The organism is Methylorubrum sp. POS3, assembly GCF_043352485.1.
Classification (GTDB): Bacteria; Pseudomonadota; Alphaproteobacteria; order Rhizobiales; family Beijerinckiaceae; genus Methylobacterium; species Methylobacterium suomiense.
Map to the genome: position 1 here is coordinate 2,180,551 of NZ_JAPRBT010000001.1, position 17,978 is coordinate 2,198,528.

Consider the following 17,978-nt stretch of genomic DNA (forward strand, 5'->3'; position numbering starts at 1 on the left):
GCCAAGGGCGGGGTCTGTCCTGTCAGCGGTCGGGAGGCAATTCGCTTCGCCGCTCGGGCATTCCGCCGGAATACGGATCGGGGCTCGTACTTCAGGGTCGCTTCGATTGACAAGACGCCACAGCTTCAGTGCCCGACTCCGTTCGACGACGGACAGACCTTCCGCAGGCCGCGCGCCACCCTCATCTGGTACACGGGCGGACCGTGAGCCGGGTGATGGTGCCGATCCGCCTCTCCGGGCCGAGGGTGCTACAGGCTGATCTCTGGACCGTGCTTCTCGCCGTCATCCGGCACCGGCCCCTCCTCGCCCTGCCAGGGCAGGCTCTGCCAGGGCGGCTGGCCCGCGCGGGCCTCGTACACGTCGAGGCTCAGGGTCGCCTCGCCGCCCTCCGCATCCGCCACGCGGACATGGCTCGGCCGGTCCTGCTTGGGCGGGCAGAGATAGAGGCCCTTGAACGAGGTCGCCATCGTCGCCTCCGTCAGCCCAGTGTCTCGGGACGCTCGCCATCGGACGAACGGTCCTGGGACGAGCGGTGGTGGGTGGCGGGCCGGGTGCGCAGATAGCCCTTGTAGCGCAGGTATTCGGCGACGATCTCGCAGATCGCCCGATCCCGCGGCAGGCGCTCGACCGCGCAATGCTCGTCCAACGCCGCCACGACCTCCGGCGGGAATGTCAGGATGCCCGACAGTTTCGGCGTCCCGTCCGTGCCCGCCGCGTCCTCGACCGTGTCCAAGGCTCGCTCTCCTTCTCGCTCACACCCCCGCCCCGGCGGGCGGCAGCCCCTGTTCCGGGGTCGGCACCACGCCGAGGGGGCCGTCCTCGGCCCCGGTCGCACCGAGGCGCCGCAGCAGGGCCTCGTAGGTCTGGATCGCCGGCGACTGCGTCTGCACCGCCCGCGTGTCGGCGAGGAGCCGGCGGACATCCTCGACGAACAGCCGCTTGGCCTCGGCACCGCCATCGGCCGTCTCGAACAGCCGGCCGATGGCCACTTCCATGAGCCCGGCCAGCAGGCCGAGCCGCTCGATCTCGTCGGTCATCCGATATGTCTTTCAGCGCACGCCCCTCAGCCATGCGGCTGTTTCCGGGAAACAGCCGCATGGCCTATCTCACTATGGCCGCACGATGATTCCGGTTTACCAGATCGTGCTCCAGCAGCGCCTGGCCTCAGCTCGGTTGCTCCTCGACCTCTTCCAGATCCTCCTCCGGCAAGGGCTCGGCGGGGGATTGCGACGGGGTCGGCGGATCGCGGTCCGTCTCCTTGTCGTCGCCGGGCCGGGGGCTGTCCGATCGCGTCACCGTATCCGCTCCTTGATGGTTGCCGGGATCAAGCCCGCATCCGCGGCGGCGGTTCCGCGGCGGGCGATCACGGATCGAGCGCGAGGGCGGCGGTGCGCGCGACCAGGGCGGGGGGCGCCGTGTTGCGCCAGGCCGCGAGCAGGCCCGAGCGCAGAAAATCCTCGTCCACGGCGAAGAGTTCGAGGCTGGTCCAGCCGCGCTCGCCCCAGGCGCCGGGGACGGCCTCGCAGGCGTCCGGTTCCGCCTCGGTCGCCGCCGCCTGCTGCTCCGGCGACAGCCGCAGGACGACGCGCTCCTCCTCGGTCCAGAGCGTCGCGAAGATGCGCCCGCCGACGCGAAAGTCGGGGTGGCCCTGATGGGCGCCCTCGACCGCTTCCGGGAGCATCAGGGCCAGGGCGCGCACATCCTCCGGCAGGCACGACATGCCCGATCCTCCCTCGTCCCGCGCCTAGACCGGGCGGCTCGCCGGCGCCTGCCACGCGACGCCCGCATGCTCGCGCACGTCGCCGGAGCGCGTGCCGGTATCGGTGTCGCTGACCCATTCGCCGGGCTCGGCAATCTCCAGAACCTCGTCCTCGGGATAGGCGGCCTCGACGAAGAGCCGGGCCTCTCCCTCGGCGGCGGCCCGCACCGTCACGAGCGGGCGCTCGCCGCCCGCCCCGCGCACCCGGGCGATGAACAGCTTCGACATGACGGCTCCTGCCTCTTCCCGATTTCGTATCGTCTTCGGCTCGTCAACGCACGGCCCGGCCCGATGGTGCGGCGGACGGGCTTGCGCGGATTTCGCGCGGCAACCGCTTCGGTGCCCCTCCGGTTGCCTGCCCGACCTCGAGAGGACAGGACGATGCCGGACGCGCCCCAGACGATCGACCCGGACGGCCGGCTCGGCCATCCGCAGGTGCGGATCGACGGCCGGGCCAAGGTGACGGGCGCGACCCGCTACGCCTCCGACATCGCGCTGCCGGGCGTCGCCCATGCGGCGCTCGTCACCAGCCCCATCGTGCGGGGGCGGATCCTCGGCTTCGACCTCGACGCGGCACGGGCCATGCCCGGCCTTCTCGGCATCTTCACGCATCGCGACTTCGCGGACGCGATCCGGCCGGTCGCCCATCTGATGGCGGGCGGGTATGCCAACACGTCGCATCGTCCCCTCGGTTCGGACCGGATCGCCTATGCCGGGCAGATCGTGGCACTCGTCGTCGCCGAGACGTCGGAGGCCGCCCACGCCGCCGCGGGCGTCGTGCGGGTGCGTTATGCGCCAGAGCCCTTCGCGGGCGGGTTCGACGCGCCCGGCGCCGAGGCGGTACGCCTCGCCGACCTGAAATCCGATCACGCGGACCCACGCGTCGGCGACGACGCGGCGGGGTTCGCGGCGGGGCCCGTGCGGATCGAGGCCCGCTACGAGACGCCGATCCAGCATCACAATCCGATGGAGCTGTTCACCACCGCCTGCGCCTGGGAGGGCGGGCGCCTGACCGTGCACGAGCCGACCCGCTACGTGGAGGCGGTGCGCCACGGGCTCGCCGCCCAGCTCGGCATGGCGGCGGCCGATATCCGCGTGGTGTCGGGCCCCCTCGGCGGCCATTTCGGCTCGAAGCTCGCGCTGTCGCAGCACACCGCGCCGGTGGCTTTGGCGGCGCGTCGGCTCGGGCGGCCGGTCTCGCTGGTGCCGACGCGCAAACAATGCTTCACCATCGCCAATTACCGGCCGGAGAGCCGTCATCATCTCCGTCTCGCCGCGACCCGCGACGGGCGCTTCACCGCGCTGGTGCACGAGGCCGAGGTGACGACCTCGCGCTTCGATCCCTTCGCCATGGAGGGAACGGACGTCACCGCGCGCCTCTATGCCTGCCCGGCGATCCGCACAGAGGAGCGGGCCGTGCGGATCGACCGGAACACGCCGGGGCCGATGCGGGCGCCGCCGGAGGTGCCCTACCTGTTCGCCCTCGAGAGCGCGGTCGACGAGATGGCCGAGGCGCTCGGCCTCGACCCGATCGAGCTGCGCCGTCGCAACGACACCGACCGGGAGCCGATCGCCGGAAAACCGTTCTCCAGCCGCCCGCTGATGGCCTGCTTCGACGCGGGCGCCCGCGCCTTCGACTGGGCCCGGCGGGTGCCCGAGGTGGGGGCGATGCGGATCGAGACCGGGGAGGGCGCGTGGCGGGTCGGGCTCGGCTGCGCCGCCGCGGTGCGACCGGTGAAGACCGGGCCCGCGACGATGCGGGTGTCCCTCGACGCCGAAGGCGGCGCGCGGGTGGAGACGGCGCATCACGAGATCGGCAACGGCATCGCCACCCTGCTGGCGATGGGGGCGTCCGAGTGGCTGGGCGTGCCGATCGAGCGGGTCGCGGTCGGCCTCGGCGACACGGCGCTGCCGGCGGCGGGCCTGTCGGGCGGCTCCGCCACCACGACGAGCCTGATGCACACGCTGCATCTCGGCTGCGGGCAGGTGCGGGCGCGCCTCGCCGCGGCCGCGGCGACGGGACCGCTCCAGGGGGTCGATCCGGCCTCGCTGCGGCTCGCCGAGGGCCGCCTGCACGCACCGGACGGGCGCTCCCTGCCGCTCGCCGAGGCGGTGGCGCTCTGCGGCGGCACCGTCGAGACCTTGGCCGAATTCGTCCCCGAGGGCGCCAAGCCCGGCGCGCTGGACGCGGTGCGGGCCGGACGGATCGCGCTCGGGACCGGCGGGATGGGGGAGACCCTGTCCTGGGGGTTCGGGGCGCAGTTCGCCGAGGTGCATGTCCACGCGGAGACCGGCGTGATCCGGGTCGCGCGCCTCACCGGCGCCTTCGCGGCAGGTCGCGTGCTCAACCCGCTGACCGCCCGAAGCCAGCTCACCGGCGGCATGATCTGGGGGATCGGCTCGGCCCTGCTGGAGGAGAGCGTGCTCGACCGCGGGCGCTACCGCAACGACGACCTCGCCGAGTATCTGGTCGCCACCGCCGCCGACGCCCCGCGGATCGAGGCCGTGCTGGTGCCGGATGCGGACACGGCCGTGAACCCGCTCGGCCTGAAGGGCCTGGGCGAACTCGGGATCATCGGCGTCAACGCGGCCATCGCCAACGCCGTCCATCACGCCACCGGCCGGCGCCTGCGCCGCCTGCCGATCCGGGCTGAGGCGCTGCTGTAGTGCCGCCAGGGACGGACGCGATCGACACGGGACGCGCTGCGACGGGCTTCCGCGTGCCGGCTATGCTTTCGGCGCCGCCGGCCCATGCCGTGTGCGGGGGTCGCCTTCACGGTGCGATGAGCTAGACGACGGCTCTCGTCCCGCCGACAACTGAATCGGTTTCATGCCCCAAGGTGCCGTCACCTTCCTGGGCCGCGGCCTCGCCTATGTGCGCGGCCAGCGGATCGTGCTGACGATCTGTCCGGTCTGCTCCCAGCGCAACGACCCGAAGGCGGCCGAGCGGGGTCGCTGCATGTGGTGTGCCTACGTGCCCGCCCCCGCCGATGTCCGCGCCGTGCCCGGGGGCGACAAAGCGGCCTGACCGGCGGCCGAGGATCCGCTCGCTTCGATCGCCCCGGATCCCGCTCCGGCGAGAGGGTCGCGCCGTGCGACCCGTCGGTCAGAGCCCGGCGGTCGCGGTGGTCCGGCGCCGGGTCGGCAGATCGAACACACCCGCCCAGAGGCCGCGGCGGCGCCCCCAGGCGCGCTCGTCCTGGGCGACGTAGTCGGTCGAGACGCCGCGATCGGCCACGGCATAGCCGCTCTCGACGAGCCAGGCCGCGAGGTCGTCCGCCCCGAGGCGGCAATGGGCGGTCGCCGTCCCGGTCTCGGCCTCCGTGCCCCGCGCCTCGCAGGTGACGGACGACTCACCGATCCGCGCCGTGAGCGCCTCCGCCGCGACGCGTCCGCAGGCATAGCCGCGCTCCTGCGCGTCGAAGCAGGTCTGGTCGAGGGCCGGGGCGACGATGCCGTGCAGGCGCAGGCGGCGGCCGTCGACCGAGAGGGTCGCCCCATCGATCACCGTGGCGGACCCCATGATGGGGGCGGCGAGGGGCGCGACAGGCGCGGTCGCCAGGGCGGCGATCCGGGTCGCCGGCTCACCGGCCCGCGCCGGGCCGGCAGTCCCGCCGATCACGAGTGCCGCGAGCGGCAGGGCCAGGACGGCCGGGGCACGCCAGGCAGGGCGGCGCGGTTCGGGGGCGGGGCTCTGATCTCGCCGTGCCTCGGGCGTCGCGGCGACGGACGGGCTGGCGATGGCGCCGACGAGACAGGCGGCGTAGAGCAGCAGGATCGTGGTGGTCAGGGACATGCGATGACTCGTCTGCGAGAGGGAGACGCGGCGGCGGGGCCGGCGCGCCGTCTGTGCCGTCTTCTCGCAGGCGGGCTCCCGCGCCGGCCTGACGCGCCCCGTCAGCCTCGCGTCAGGGAGATTCGGGCATCCCTGACCGGTCCCGGACCCCGACCCATGCCGCGCCCGCTCCGCCTGCTCCTGCTCCTGCTCGCCCTGAACGCGGTCGTCATGACCCCGCTCGCCCATGCCGATAGCGACGGCGAGCGCGCCCGGGCGGCCCTGGAACGGGGCGAGATCCGCCCCCTCGACGCGGTCCTCGCCGCCGCCAAGACCGCCGTGCCGGGCGACGTGGTGGCGGTCGATCTCAAGCGCGACGACGGGCGCTGGCTCTACAAGCTGCGCATCCTCAGCCCCGACGGGCGTCGCCGCGACGTGAAGATCGATGCCGGCTCCCTCAAGGTCATCGACGATGACGACGACGATTGAGGCCGGGCGGACGCCCGATCCCATCCCTCCCGAGGTGCCGCACCCGCGGCCTCGAAGGAGGGCCTTACGGATCGCGCGATCCGCTGGATCCCTCCTTCGCGGGCGTGGCGGCGCGCCGCCACCTCGGGATCAGGGAGGAGGGTCGGAGAGACCGTCGATCGGTGCTCGATCGCTCTCGATGGGCCGGTTCGCCCGCCGCCCCTCCGCCACCGGACCCCATCCATGCGCATCCTGATCGTCGAGGACGAGCCGCGCATCGCCGCGGATCTGCGGGCGGGTCTGGAGCGGGCCGGCTACGTCGCCGAGATCGTCGGCGACGGCGAGGCTGCCTGGTTCAAGGCCGAGACCGAGACCTACGACGCGATGGTGCTCGATCTCGGCCTGCCGCGGCTCGACGGGCTCGGCGTGCTGCGGCGCCTGCGCGGCGCCGGCGTGCGGCTCCCCGTCCTGATCCTCACCGCCCGCGACGGTTGGCGCGAGCGCGTCGAGGGGATCGATGCGGGCGCCGACGACTATCTCCAGAAGCCGTTCCGCATGGAGGAGCTGGTGGCGCGGCTGCGGGCGATCCTGCGCCGCACCGCCGGCCACGCCTCGCCGGTGCTGCGGGCGGGGGCGGTCGAACTCGACACCCGCACCCGCGCGGTCTCGATCGAGGGCCGCGAGATCGACCTGACGGCGCTGGAATACCGCCTGCTCGCCTTCCTCATGCACCGCCAGGGCCAGGTCGTGCCCGCCGGCGAGTTGCTCGACCACCTGCACGGCAGCGACAGCGACCGCGAGGCCAACGCCCTGGAGGCTCTGCTCACCCGCCTGCGGCGCAAGCTCGGCCCCGGCGTGGTCGAGACCCGGCGCGGCCACGGCTACCTCGTGCCCGCCGATCCGGAGGGTGCGTGACACCGATCGGTGCCGATCCGTCCCCGGCATCGATCCCCCCGCCACAAGCGGGCGGGCGGGCCTCCGCCGAGCGTCCCGGATCCGACCGGCGGACGGGGGCGGGGCGGTTCGCGATGCGGCGGGATTCCCTGCGGCTCCGCCTCGGGCTCGCCGCCGCCGGCCTGATCGCCATCGCGCTGGCGCTGGCCGGCATCGGGCTGACGGTGATCCTCGATCGCGTCCTCGATGCCCGTACCGCCGACGGGCTCGACCGCCTCGCCAAGCTCATCGCGGGCCAAGTCACGGTCGAGCCCGGCGGCACGCTCGGCCTGCCGCAGGCGCCGCCGGACCCGCGCTTCGCGACGCCCTATGGCGGGCTCTACTGGCAGATCGAGGGGGGCGGGCATTCCCTGCGCTCGCGCTCGCTCTGGGATCGCGGGCTCGGCAGCGTCGCCGACACGGCGCAGGAGCCGGCGATCGGGGATCTCGACGGGCCGGATGGCGGGCGCCTCATCGCCGTGACCCGGCGGGTGACGGTCCCGGCCCGGGGCGACCCGGTGGCGCTCGCCGTCACGGTGGCCGAGGACCGGCGCGATCTGGCGCAGAGCCGGGCGACCTTCCTGCGCCTGCTCGTGCCCTCGCTGGTCGCCCTGTTCGCGGCGCTGACGCTGGCGATGGCGCTGTTCGTGCGTCGCGCCCTGGCGCCGTTCCGAGCGCTCAGGGCCGACCTCGCCGCGGTCCATTCCGGCACCCGCGCGCGCCTGCCGGAAACCTTTCCGGAAGAGGTGCGCCCGCTGGTCTCCGACCTCAACCGGCTGCTCGACGCGCAGGAGCGGGACTTGGAGCGCGCCCGGACCCAGGCCGCCGACATGGCCCACGGCCTGAAGACGCCGTTGGCGGTGCTCGACGCGCTCGCCCGCCGCACGCACACCTCCCATCCCACCCTGTCGCAGGACATCGCCGAGCAGGCCCGCGCCATGGCCCGTCAGGTCGAGCGCACGCTCGCCCGCGCCCGGGCGGCCACGGGCGGCCTCAGGCGGCGCGCCTGCCCGGTCGCGCCGGTGGCGGAGCGGATCACCGGCGCCCTCAAACGCCTGCCGGACGGGGAGGCGCTGCGCTGGGAGAGCGCGCTGCCCGAAGCGCTCGCCTTCCCCGGCGACGAGGGCGATCTCACCGAGATCCTCGGCAACCTCCTCGACAATGCCCGCAAATGGGCCCACCGCCGCATCCGCGTCTCGGGCCGGGCGGACGGGGAGGGCGGGCGCCTCGTCGTCGAGGATGACGGGCCGGGCATGAGCGAGGCAGCCATCGCCGGCATCGCCCGCGGCCGCCGCTGGGACGAGAGCCGCCCCGGCACCGGCTTCGGCATCGCCATCGCCCGCGACCTCGCCGAGGCCGCGGGCGCCGGGATCCACCTCGACCGGTCCGATCTCGGCGGATTGCGCGTGACACTGGTCTGGCCGGAGCGTCGAGACCCGTCCGGGCCTTGACGCTTCGTTCACCCTACCCGCCGCCGACCGCCGGAATGTCGGGGGCGATGTGCGCCAGCGCATGCGGGAGACGCAGGGCTTGGACCTAAAGCACTCCCTCACAAGCGTGAGGGTACTGGGGCCATGGCCTCGAAGGTTCTGTTGGTGCTGACGGTGATGGTGCTTCTGATCGACGGCCACGCGCCGCGGATGCGCGAGCTGCGCAATCCGGATTCCGAGGGTCATTCTCGCCCCGCCTTCAGCCTCAAGCGGCTCGACCCCTGATCCGGATCGCGTGGGCCGTGAGGCAAAACGTCCGTCGGAGGCGGGACTTCCACGGAAATCTTCACAAGGCGTCGGAAAGCCGGCACCATCGCCGCGGCGGATCGAGGCCGCGGGGAGGGGACGGGAACGAATGTCGGTACGCGGATCACGGCTCGCCCTCTGCCTGACGGCTTCCGTCATGTTTTCCGCGGGGCCCGCCCTGGCGCAGGACGGATCGCTCGCCGAGACGGTGCTGGGACAGGTGATGAAAGCCCGCGCCACCCTGCAGGCGCAGTGCGGCTTCGACATCCTGAGGGAGAGCCCCCTCGGCGATCTCTCCTGCAAGTCGGGCACCCGCACCGCGGTCGAGGCCTGGGACGCGGCCCTGACCGAATCCGGCCTCGCGGCCTCCGACCGCGCCGGAACCGCCGAGCGCCTCGGCCTCCTCCCCGCCCCCGAGGACGAGCCGGCGGGCATCTGGCGGGCCGATCCGAAGGACGTCGCCCGGCTGATCGCCAATCTGCGTCTGAAAGCCGGCGGCTGAGGCGGGACGCAAAGCCGCCCGAAAGCGTCGCGCCGGCGTCAAAAAGGCCTCACGGACGCGTTGACCGCTTCGGCCCGCACGCCTTAAGTGCGCTGATGCGCCCGCGCCCGCCACGCTTCGTGAACGGCCGCGCGATCATCGGGGTGATCGCGCTCTACGCGCTCGTCCTGCAGGCTTTCCTTACCGCGCTCGCGCCGACGGCTGCCCTGGCGCAGGCCCGGCCGGCGGACATTCTCTGCGCCGAGCACGCGGAAGGGGCGGGCGCCCCCGGCGATCACGGTCCGGCCTGCCTTCATCACGCCTGCTGCCTGCACGCGCAGGGTGCCGAGCTCGGCCTGCCGCCGACGGTGGCCGCCTTCGCGCAGGCCGTCTGGCCGCGCGAGACGATCGTCCCGACATGGCCGGCCGCGACGACGGCCCGCGCCCGTGCCCCGCCCGATCCGGCCATCGGCCCGCGAGGTCCCCCCGCCGCCTGAGCGATCCGTCCTCCGATCCCTCAGTCTCGGGCTACCCGTCCCATGTCCGTTCCGTTCCAGGGCAGCGCCCCGGCCGCCATGCGCGGCCGCGCGCGGCCGCTCCTGCGCGAGGCCGTCTACCGCGCGGTCTGGCGCTGGCACTTCCTCGCCGGCCTCCTCTGCCTCCCCTTCCTGATCCTGCTCGCGGCCACCGGCGCGCTCTACCTGTTCAAGGCCGAGATCGACGCAACGGTGTTTGCCCACCGCACTGTGGTGGTGGCCTACGGCGCCCCGATCGGGCCGGACCGGCTCGTCTACACCGCCATGCAGGCGGTGCCGGAGGGCGTGCCGGTCTCCTACACGGAGCCGTCCGGGCCCGAGGCCTCCGCGCTCGTGACGATGAATGTCGGCGGGGAAAAGACCCTCGTCTTCCTCGATCCCTATCGCGGCGATGTGCTCGACGCCCTGCCGGCGGCCCGGGAATTCTCCGGCGTGGTGCGGAGGCTGCACAGCCTCACGCTGTTCGGCCCGGCCGCCAATCTCGTGATCGAGATCGTGGCGGGTTTCGCCGTGATCCTGGTCGTCACCGGCGCCTATCTATGGTGGCCGCGCGGGCAGGGGGGCGGCGTGGTCTCGATCCGGGAGACGCCCCGCCGCCGGGTCTGGTGGCGCGATCTCCACGCGGTGACCGGCCTGTTCGCGGGTGCCGGCCTGCTGTTCCTCGCCCTGACCGGCCTGCCCTGGTCGGCCTGGTGGGGGCAGGAGCTGCGGGCTTGGTCGAACGCCGCCGGCCTCGGCCAGCCGCGCCAGCTCTGGGTCGACAGGCCGGTCTCGACGGTGCCGATGCGCGCCGTCCTGAACGAGCCCGGCTGGACGATGCAGGACGCCCCCGTCCCTCGCTCCGAGCCGCGCGCCGCCCCGGCCATCGGCCTCGACCGGGCGGCGGAGATCCTGCGCGCGATGGGCATGCCCGCGGGCTTCGAACTGGCCCTGCCGCTCGGCGAGACCGGCGTGTACGCCGCCGCCGCCTATCCCCGCGACGTCACCCGCCAGCGCATGATCTCCCTCGACCAATATACCGGGGAGAGTCTGGTCGACGTGCGCTTCCCCGAGATCGGCCCGGTGGGGCAGGCGATCCAGCTCGGCATCGGCCTGCACAAGGGTGAGTTCTGGGGCCGGGCGAACCAGCTCGCCATGCTGGTCTTCTGCCTCGCCACCCTCCTGCTCTCGGTGACCGCCGGGGTGATGTGGTGGAAGCGGCGCCCGGCGGGCCGGCTCGGCGTGCCGCCGCTGCCCCGCGACCGGCGGGTGATGGCGGGCGTCACCGCCCTCATGCTCGGCCTCGGCGCAGTCTTCCCGCTCACTGGCCTCGCGATCCTCGCCCTGATCGGCCTCGACCTCGGCGTCCGCGCCCTGCTGCGCCCCCGCGGCCTGCACCCGGCCGCGCACAGCGCCTGATCCGGCCGGGCGCAGCCCCCGCGCCCGCCGACACCCCATCCGCGGCCACCGCCCGTGCCGCCCCTTTCCTCCGTTCCACCGAGCCCGCCATGCCCGCCCGCCTGCGCCGTCGCGCCGCCCTCTGCCTCCTCGCCGCCCAGCCGCTCGCCGTGTCGGTCACGGCCGAAGCGGCCCCCGAATCCGTCACCCTCGAGGAACTCTCCGTCGCCGGAGAGGGCCGGGGCAACGGCGCCGGAGGGGCGCCATCCGGCGACACCCGGTTCGGCGTCGCCGCCGCCCCCGGGGCGGCGGCGCTCCCGATCGAGCGACCGGTCGGGCAGATCGTCACCGCCGTCGGGCGCGAGGCCATCGCCAACCGGCCGGCCACGAGCATCGGTTCGGTGCTGCTCGACAGCCCCGGCGTCACCGTGCGCCAGGGCAATGGCGGGCGCGACGTCGTCATCTCGATCCGCGGCAACAACGCCCGCTCCACCGGCGTGACCCGCAACATGGTGGTGCTGGAGGACGGCTTCCCCGTCACCCAGGCCGACGGCGCCTCGCGCTTCGATCTCGTCGATCCCCGGGCCTATTCCCGCATCGACGTGTTCCGGGGGCCCCAATCGGCGTTGTTCGGCAATTACGCCACCGGCGGCGCGCTGGCTTTCCGCACCCGCACGGGGCGCGAGATCAACGGCTACGAGGTGGGCGTGGATGCCGGCAGCTACGGCTATCTCAGCCGTTACTTCACCGTCGGCGGCGCCAGCGGCCCGTTCGAGATCAGCCTGTTCGCCAGCGACGTGCGCGGCAATGGCTACCAGCAGCACGCCTCCTACGACACCCAGACCGTCAACCTGCTGGCGAGCTACACCCCGACCCCGGACAACCGTTTCACCCTCAAGGTGATCAACAACGAGATCGACGCCAACATCCCCGGCCGCTCCTCCCTGAACCAGTTCCGCATCAACCCCTATCAGCGCGGCTGCGACACCGGGGTGAACGCCGCCCTGACCGGCTGCGCCACCTTCAACCTGCTCGATCCGGTCTCGGGCCAGACCGTCGCGGCCACCGCGGCGCAGGCCGGCTTCCGCCGCAACGACCGCCGCACCATCGTGGCCGGGCGGTGGGAGCACGACATCGACGCGCAGACGACCTGGCGGGTGCAGCTCGGCTTCGACGAGCGCAACTACAACCAGCCGTTCTTCACGTCCTCCGGCCGCGGCAGCCTGCCCTCCTACAGCCTGCTCACCGACCTGACCCGGCGCGGCGAGGTGTTCGGGCTTCCGGCGGTCGGCTACGTGGCGCTCGCCTACAGCGCCGTCGACGTCACCGCCTCGACCTTCACCCTCACGGCGCTCGGTGGGGCGCGGCTCGGACCGCTGGTCGCCCTGCAGGACGCCCTGCAATCGAATCTCGGCGGGCGGGCACGGCTCGAATTGGAACTCTCGCCGGAATGGAAGGCCGTCACCGGCATCTCGGCGGAGAACACGACGATCACCGGGCGCAACCGTAGCTTCGCGGCGAACGGAACCGAGACGTTCCCGCGCGCCATCGCCGACCGCCGCTTCCTCAACGTCGCGCCCGAACTCGCCCTGGTCTACCAGCCCGACCCGACCTGGGCCCTGCGCGGCCGGGTCGCCACCGGCTACGCCACGCCGTCCTACTCGTCGCTGTTCGTCACGGCGGCGGGCGTGCCCGGCAACAATACCGGCCTGAAGACGCAGGAGAATCTCGGGTTCGACCTCGGCGCCGACTGGCTCGCGATCGAGGGCCTGAGACTGAGCCTGACCGGCTTCTACGAGTTCTTCCGCAACGAGTTCGTCTCGCAATCGCCGGGGGCGGGCCTGCTCAACTACACCTTCAACGCCCCGGCCTCCGAGCATCGCGGCATCGAACTGGCCGCGACCTACGCCTTCGCGCCGGGTTGGAACGGCGTGCTGGCCTACACCTTCGACGATCAGGTCTACACCGATTACGTCGAGCAGCTCAGCGTCCGGCGCGTCGCCCCCGGACTACCGGGCGGTTTCGAGAACGTCACGCGGTCGTTCAACCGGGCCGGCAACCGCATCCCCGGCGTGCCCGATCACCAGCTGCTCGCCCGCCTCGGCTACGACGTGCCGGCGGGTCCCCTCGCCGGGCTCGGCGGCTTCGCTGAGGTGGTGGCGCAGGGCGGCTATTACGCCGACAATTCCAACCTGCTGAAGATTCCCGGCTACGCGATCGTCAACCTCAACATCCACTACGCGGCTCTGCTGCCTTCAGGATACGCCAAGCGCATCGACCTCTACGGCGAGGTCCGCAACGTGCTGGACACGGTCTACGTCGCCTCGGCCAACCCGCTCGCCAACACGCTCAACCGCGACACGGGCCTGCTCAACGGCCAGGGGGCCCTCGCCGCGACCGTGGGCTCGATCTACGCGGGCGCACCCCGCACCTTCGTGGCGGGCATGAAGCTGTCGTTCTGACGCCCGCGGGATCCGCCGTGATGGAAGGGATGGGCGGCTTCGACCGCGCATCCCGACAATCACCGCCATCCTGAAATGCGGGAGCGAAGCAGCCTGTCAGGATGAGGGGGAGGGGTGGGACGAAAGGGTGCGCGGCGAAGACCCTACCGCCCGGCATTCACCCAGCGCACGAGATCGCCGAGCACTTGGCTGAGCGCCGCGTCGAGGCCGGTCGCGGCGGTCTGGGGATCGACCTTCGGCACGGGGACGCGGGCGGTGAAGACGCGGGCGTTGACGACGCGGCCGCTGCCCTCGGCGATGAGCTTGGCGGAGAGATCGACCACCGCCTCGCCGGAACCGGAATCGATGTCGAACTCGCGGATCTCGCTGACCAGCTGATACTCCGACGGCACCTTGTCGCCGGGTCGGGAGACGGAGCGCAGGCGCCCGCTGTTCTCGAGGCTCTGGATGATCCGGGTCTGGATCAGGCGCGGCAGACGGTCGGCCCATTGGCCGCCGCCGAGGAAGGACAACGAGCCGCCCCGCTCGCGCACGATGATGCGGTCGGCCTCCATCGGCTGCAGGCCGACCGGCTCCGACACGACCAGCGAGCGCGCGGTTCCGCCGGCCCGCGGCTGGCCCGGCAGGGCGGCGAGGTCGAAGGTCAGCGGTGTCACGCTGCTGCCGCCGCAGCCGCCGAGCGCGGCCAGCATCGCGAGCCCGGCGGCGGCACGGGCCGCACGGCCGGGAGAGGCGGGGAAAACAACTCGCATCATGCGCTCGGGCACCGTCCGTTCGCTCAGGCAGGAGGCGGAGAGGCCACCCTACCACGCCAAGCTTACGGCAACGCTCCACCCCCGCAGTGCGTCCCGACACATCCTGCGTCGCGCCGCATCTCAGCGGCCACCGTTGTATTCCGGCAACGACGGCTTGCCGCCGAAGATCACCTGCGACGGGTCGCGCTCCAGGCTCCGGGCCGCGCGGCTCAGGGTGTTGAGGGTGCGCTGGCCGTCGGTGGCGAGCGCCTCGACCTCGCGACGGCTCGAGCCCGACAGGCGGTTGAAGCTCGTCGAGATGTTGGCGGTGCGCTTGTCGAGATTCTCGGACAGCGTGCGGAACGCGATGCCGGCCTCGCGGACCGAGACGGCCGCCTTCTGGATCTCGGCAAAGGTGCCCGCACCCTGCTGGCCGGAGGCCGAACCGAGGAAGCCCTCGGCGCCCTTCAGCACGCCGTCGATCCGGTCGGCGGAGGCGCTGAGCTTGGCCGCGAGGGCCCGGGCGTCGTGCAGGCCCGCCTCGATGTCGGGGCCGGCCTTGGCCAGCGAGGTCGAGAAGGTGTCGGCGTTCTCGATCACCCGATTGAGGCGCTGACCGTCCACCGCCTTGACGAGGCCGGCGATCGAGGGACCGGCCTCGGCCAGCGTCTTGGAGAAAGCCTCGACATTGGCGAGCGTCCGGGTGATCGCGCCCTCGTTGCCAGCGACCACCTTGTCGAGACGCTGGAGCACGTCGTCGGCCCGCTGGGCGATCTGCTTGGCCGCCGCCATCATGTCCTGGATGTCGCTCGAATCGGCGAAGATGGTCGGCATCTGATCGCCGGAGCCGGCCTTGAGCGGGGGCGCGTCGGCGCTGCCGCCCGAGAGCGAGATCTGGGAGACGCCCGTCAGCATCGCCGAATCGAGCCGGGCGCGGGTGTCGGCGCGGAGCGGCGTCGAGGGATCGACCTGCACCATTGCGACGACCCGGCGCGGGTCCTGCGGCAGCAGGCGCACGTCGAGCGCCTCGCCGACCTTGATGCCGTTGAACGACACGGTCGAGCCCTTGGCCAGGCCTCCGACCGAGCCGGAGAAGACGATGCGCAGCGCTTGGCTGGCCTGTCCCCGGGAGCCGCCCTGGAGCCAGAACACGAAGCCGAAGGCGGCAAGCACGACGCCGATGGTGAAAGCGCCGATCAGGACGTAGTTCGCGCGGGTCTCCATCGGACTAGCTCTGTTCCCGATCCGGAGGGGTCAGGCGGTGCGGCACCGCACGTCGACCGATACTGAGCGGCACCGCTCCCGACCCTGGGTCGGGCGCCATGCGTTCGGCGGACGCCCGCCGCCCCCAACCCTCGTCCCCTCGCCCGGGGGCGATCGGCGATGCCTGGGCACCGCCGATCGGAAGGAGCGAGCGGGTCCTACGCATGGGCGTAGGCCGGCTGCGGAGCCGGCGCGGCGGGTGCCAGCGCGCGGGCGCGCTTGCCGTGGAAGTAGGAGCGCAGCCACGGATGGTCGTGATCCAGCATCTGCTGGATCGTGCCCTCCGCGATGATCTTTCCGTCGCCGAGCGCGGCGATGCGGTCGCAGGCGGTGTAGAGGCTGTCGAGGTCGTGGGTCACCATGAAGACGGTGAGCCCGAGCGTCCGCTTCAGGGTCGAGACGAGGTCGTCGAACTCGCCCGCGCCGATCGGGTCGAGGCCGGAGGTCGGCTCGTCGAGGAACAGGATTTCGGGATCGAGGGCCAGCGACCGGGCGAGGGCCGCGCGCTTGATCATGCCGCCGGACAGCTCCGAGGGGTATTTGTCGGCGGCATCGGGTTTCAGGCCGACCATCTCGATCTTGAGCCGGGCGAACTCGTCGAGCAGCCGCTCGGACAGCTTGAGATGCTCGCGCATCGGCATCTGGATGTTCTGCTTGACGGTGAGGCCGGAGAACAGCGCTCCCTGCTGGAACAGCACCCCCCAGCGCTGCTCGAGCTGCCGCCGCCGGGCGACCGTGATCGAATCCACGTCCTCGCCGAAGATCTCGATGGTGCCGGAGCGCTTCGGCACGAGGCCGAGGATGGTGCGCGTCAGCACCGACTTGCCCTGCCCCGAGGGGCCGACGAATCCCAAGATCTCGCCGCGGCGGATGTCGAGGTCGAGGCCCTTCATCACCGCGCGCTCGCCGAAGGTCACGACGAGGTCGCGCACGCGGATGATCGCGTCCACCGCGTCCTGCGCCGCCTGAGGCCGCGAAGCTTGAGGGAAGTGAGGGTCAGCCAACTCGTCCGCTCGCGCTGTGAGTGAGGGCGCGGTCGGCAAGCGCCGACCGCCGCGCAATCCGTGCCGCGCTCCGTCCCGCCGAACCGGCCCCCGTTCGGCGATGGGCGCTCAGAAATTGATCGCGGCGAAGAAGACCGCGAAGAGGCCATCCAGCACGATCACCATGAAGATTGACTTGACGACTGAGGCGGTGACGTGGCGGCCGAGCGATTCCGCCGAGCCCTGAACCGCAAATCCCTCGATCGTCGCGATGATTCCGATGGTCAGCGCCATGAACGGCGCCTTGATCAGTCCGACGGCGAAGTGGTGGAACGACACCGCCGCCTGAAGCCGCGCCAGGAAGCCGTCGACGGTCAGCCCGCCGTAGAGCGCCGCCGTCAGCCCGCCGCCCGCGAGCGCGGCGAGCGAGCCCAGGAAGGACAGGATCGGCAACCCGATCACCAGCGCCAGGATGCGGGGCAGGATCAGGATCTCGATCGGATCGAGGCCCATCACCCGCAGGGCATCGACCTCCTCGCGCATGCGCATCGAGCCGATCTCGGCGGTGAAGGCCGAACCGGAGCGGCCCGCCACCATGATCGAGGTGAGCAGCACGCCGAGTTCGCGCAGGATCAGGAGGCCGATCAGGTTGACGACGAAGCTCTGCGCGCCGAAGCGCTGGAGCTGGAAGATGCCCTGCTGGGCGACGATGCCGCCGACGAGGAACGAGATCAGCACGATGATCGGCACGCCGCGGAAGGCGACCTGCTCGAGCTGGTTGACGAGCGCCGCCGCCCGGAACGTTCTGGGGCGACGCGCGACGCGACCCGCCGCCGCGACCACCTCGCCGAGGAAGGCGATGCCGGCCAGGACCTCGGCCCCGCCCTGGGCGACGCGCCGGCCGAGGCCGTCGAGCCCGCGCACCACCGGGTTGCGGGTGTCGGGGGCCTTCGGCTCGGCCTCGCGCAGGCCCATCTCGCCGAGCAGGATGCGGTGCTCGGGCCGTGCCCCCGCATAGGCGAGGCGCGAGCCCGCCCCCTCGATCTCGGCCCGCGTCCGCTCCAGCACCCAGGCGCCCAGCGTGTCGAGGCGCAGGACGGCGCTGAGGTCGACCAGAACCGGCTGGCCGCGGCCGTAAGCCGCGATATCGGCCGCCGCCCGCTCCACCGCCGGCCCCTGATCCGCGGTCCAGCGGCCGCGCAGGGTCACGCGCGGGCCGTCGAGATCGGCGCCCGCGGCGTCGAGCGTACCGGAGCCGTTTTCGATCCGCACGGATCACTCCCGCTGGCGCCCCGCGAGGGACGGGATCGCACTACTTAAGCGGTGCCTATATCGCATTGCCGCAGGCGGGGCCAAACGGATCGAGCCGCGTTGACTTTTGTTAGGCGCTGGTGCCTCTGCACGCCCGCCGTCCGGGGGCCTCCGCTCCCGAGCGTCCGACGACGGTTCCGGGGCGTCCGGGGCGTCGCTC

General features: G+C 72.6%; 21 protein-coding genes. 10 read left to right on the plus strand and 11 right to left on the minus strand.

Features of this window, described 5'->3' with window-relative positions; genetic code table 11:
- Positions 1 to 248 precede the first annotated feature (248 nt).
- The 6 genes from OWC43_RS10245 to OWC43_RS10270 all read right to left on the minus strand — a co-directional run bounded on the left by OWC43_RS10245 (position 249) and on the right by OWC43_RS10270 (position 1,987).
- Complete coding sequence (locus tag OWC43_RS10245; RefSeq protein ID WP_137829392.1) at positions 249 to 467, minus strand: hypothetical protein; 219 nt, start codon at positions 465 to 467, stop codon at positions 249 to 251.
- An 11-nt stretch (positions 468 to 478) separates the two neighbouring features.
- A complete protein-coding gene (locus tag OWC43_RS10250) occupies positions 479 to 733 on the minus strand; it encodes a hypothetical protein (RefSeq protein WP_171015462.1) in 255 nt (84 codons plus the stop codon).
- 19 nt (positions 734 to 752) lie between these two features.
- On the minus strand, positions 753 to 1,037 hold the full coding sequence (locus tag OWC43_RS10255) for a hypothetical protein (RefSeq protein ID WP_393956596.1): 285 nt from the start codon (positions 1,035 to 1,037) through the stop codon (positions 753 to 755).
- Between the two features lie 127 nt (positions 1,038 to 1,164).
- Positions 1,165 to 1,296: a hypothetical protein gene (locus tag OWC43_RS10260; RefSeq protein WP_281405166.1), complete on the minus strand. Its 132-nt coding sequence runs from the start codon at positions 1,294 to 1,296 to the stop codon at positions 1,165 to 1,167.
- A 67-nt stretch (positions 1,297 to 1,363) separates the two neighbouring features.
- On the minus strand, positions 1,364 to 1,720 hold the full coding sequence (locus OWC43_RS10265) for an MmcQ/YjbR family DNA-binding protein (protein WP_393956598.1): 357 nt from the start codon (positions 1,718 to 1,720) through the stop codon (positions 1,364 to 1,366).
- Positions 1,721 to 1,744: 24 nt separating this feature from the next.
- Entirely contained in the window at positions 1,745 to 1,987 is a 243-nt protein-coding gene (locus OWC43_RS10270) for a hypothetical protein (RefSeq protein WP_393956599.1), read from the minus strand.
- A gap of 153 nt (positions 1,988 to 2,140) precedes the next feature.
- On the opposite strand from OWC43_RS10270, the gene OWC43_RS10275 reads away from it, so the two are divergent.
- Together OWC43_RS10275 and OWC43_RS10280 are read left to right on the plus strand one after the other, a co-directional pair.
- Complete coding sequence (locus OWC43_RS10275; protein WP_393956600.1) at positions 2,141 to 4,426, plus strand: xanthine dehydrogenase family protein molybdopterin-binding subunit; 2,286 nt, start codon at positions 2,141 to 2,143, stop codon at positions 4,424 to 4,426.
- Positions 4,427 to 4,589: 163 nt separating this feature from the next.
- Positions 4,590 to 4,787: a hypothetical protein gene (locus OWC43_RS10280; RefSeq protein WP_137829397.1), complete on the plus strand. Its 198-nt coding sequence runs from the start codon at positions 4,590 to 4,592 to the stop codon at positions 4,785 to 4,787.
- Between the two features lie 78 nt (positions 4,788 to 4,865).
- Here the strand turns inward: OWC43_RS10280 and OWC43_RS10285 are convergent, their stop codons facing one another.
- Positions 4,866 to 5,555, minus strand: a complete 690-nt coding sequence (locus OWC43_RS10285; RefSeq protein WP_393956602.1) for a thermonuclease family protein — start codon at positions 5,553 to 5,555, stop codon at positions 4,866 to 4,868.
- 156 nt (positions 5,556 to 5,711) lie between these two features.
- On the opposite strand from OWC43_RS10285, the gene OWC43_RS10290 reads away from it, so the two are divergent.
- The 8 genes from OWC43_RS10290 to OWC43_RS10325 all read left to right on the plus strand — a co-directional run bounded on the left by OWC43_RS10290 (position 5,712) and on the right by OWC43_RS10325 (position 13,527).
- The gene (locus OWC43_RS10290) at positions 5,712 to 6,023 is read left to right on the plus strand and encodes a PepSY domain-containing protein (RefSeq protein ID WP_393956603.1); all 312 of its coding nucleotides are present in this window, start codon (positions 5,712 to 5,714) and stop codon (positions 6,021 to 6,023) included.
- 222 nt (positions 6,024 to 6,245) lie between these two features.
- Positions 6,246 to 6,917: a response regulator transcription factor gene (locus OWC43_RS10295; RefSeq protein WP_393956605.1), complete on the plus strand. Its 672-nt coding sequence runs from the start codon at positions 6,246 to 6,248 to the stop codon at positions 6,915 to 6,917.
- 113 nt (positions 6,918 to 7,030) lie between these two features.
- Positions 7,031 to 8,386 (plus strand): ATP-binding protein, encoded by a 1,356-nt coding sequence (locus OWC43_RS10300; protein WP_393956607.1) that lies wholly within the window; start codon positions 7,031 to 7,033, stop codon positions 8,384 to 8,386.
- Between the two features lie 123 nt (positions 8,387 to 8,509).
- A complete protein-coding gene (locus tag OWC43_RS10305; protein ID WP_171015463.1) occupies positions 8,510 to 8,650 on the plus strand; it encodes a hypothetical protein in 141 nt (46 codons plus the stop codon).
- Between the two features lie 130 nt (positions 8,651 to 8,780).
- Positions 8,781 to 9,173 (plus strand): hypothetical protein, encoded by a 393-nt coding sequence (locus OWC43_RS10310; protein ID WP_137829402.1) that lies wholly within the window; start codon positions 8,781 to 8,783, stop codon positions 9,171 to 9,173.
- A gap of 95 nt (positions 9,174 to 9,268) precedes the next feature.
- Complete coding sequence (locus OWC43_RS10315) at positions 9,269 to 9,649, plus strand: hypothetical protein (protein ID WP_393956608.1); 381 nt, start codon at positions 9,269 to 9,271, stop codon at positions 9,647 to 9,649.
- Positions 9,650 to 9,691: 42 nt separating this feature from the next.
- Complete coding sequence (locus OWC43_RS10320) at positions 9,692 to 11,086, plus strand: PepSY-associated TM helix domain-containing protein (RefSeq protein ID WP_393956610.1); 1,395 nt, start codon at positions 9,692 to 9,694, stop codon at positions 11,084 to 11,086.
- 89 nt (positions 11,087 to 11,175) lie between these two features.
- Positions 11,176 to 13,527: a TonB-dependent receptor family protein gene (locus OWC43_RS10325; protein ID WP_393956611.1), complete on the plus strand. Its 2,352-nt coding sequence runs from the start codon at positions 11,176 to 11,178 to the stop codon at positions 13,525 to 13,527.
- A gap of 143 nt (positions 13,528 to 13,670) precedes the next feature.
- Here OWC43_RS10325 and OWC43_RS10330 read toward each other — a convergent pair whose 3' ends face one another.
- The 4 genes from OWC43_RS10330 to OWC43_RS10345 form a co-directional block, all read right to left on the minus strand.
- Positions 13,671 to 14,282 (minus strand): ABC-type transport auxiliary lipoprotein family protein, encoded by a 612-nt coding sequence (locus OWC43_RS10330; RefSeq protein ID WP_137829406.1) that lies wholly within the window; start codon positions 14,280 to 14,282, stop codon positions 13,671 to 13,673.
- A gap of 120 nt (positions 14,283 to 14,402) precedes the next feature.
- On the minus strand, positions 14,403 to 15,485 hold the full coding sequence (locus OWC43_RS10335) for an MlaD family protein (RefSeq protein WP_393956613.1): 1,083 nt from the start codon (positions 15,483 to 15,485) through the stop codon (positions 14,403 to 14,405).
- Positions 15,486 to 15,682: 197 nt separating this feature from the next.
- A complete protein-coding gene (locus tag OWC43_RS10340) occupies positions 15,683 to 16,417 on the minus strand; it encodes an ABC transporter ATP-binding protein (protein WP_238307806.1) in 735 nt (244 codons plus the stop codon).
- Positions 16,418 to 16,636: 219 nt separating this feature from the next.
- The gene (locus tag OWC43_RS10345) at positions 16,637 to 17,779 is read right to left on the minus strand and encodes an MlaE family lipid ABC transporter permease subunit (protein WP_137829408.1); all 1,143 of its coding nucleotides are present in this window, start codon (positions 17,777 to 17,779) and stop codon (positions 16,637 to 16,639) included.
- Positions 17,780 to 17,978: the final 199 nt, after the last annotated feature.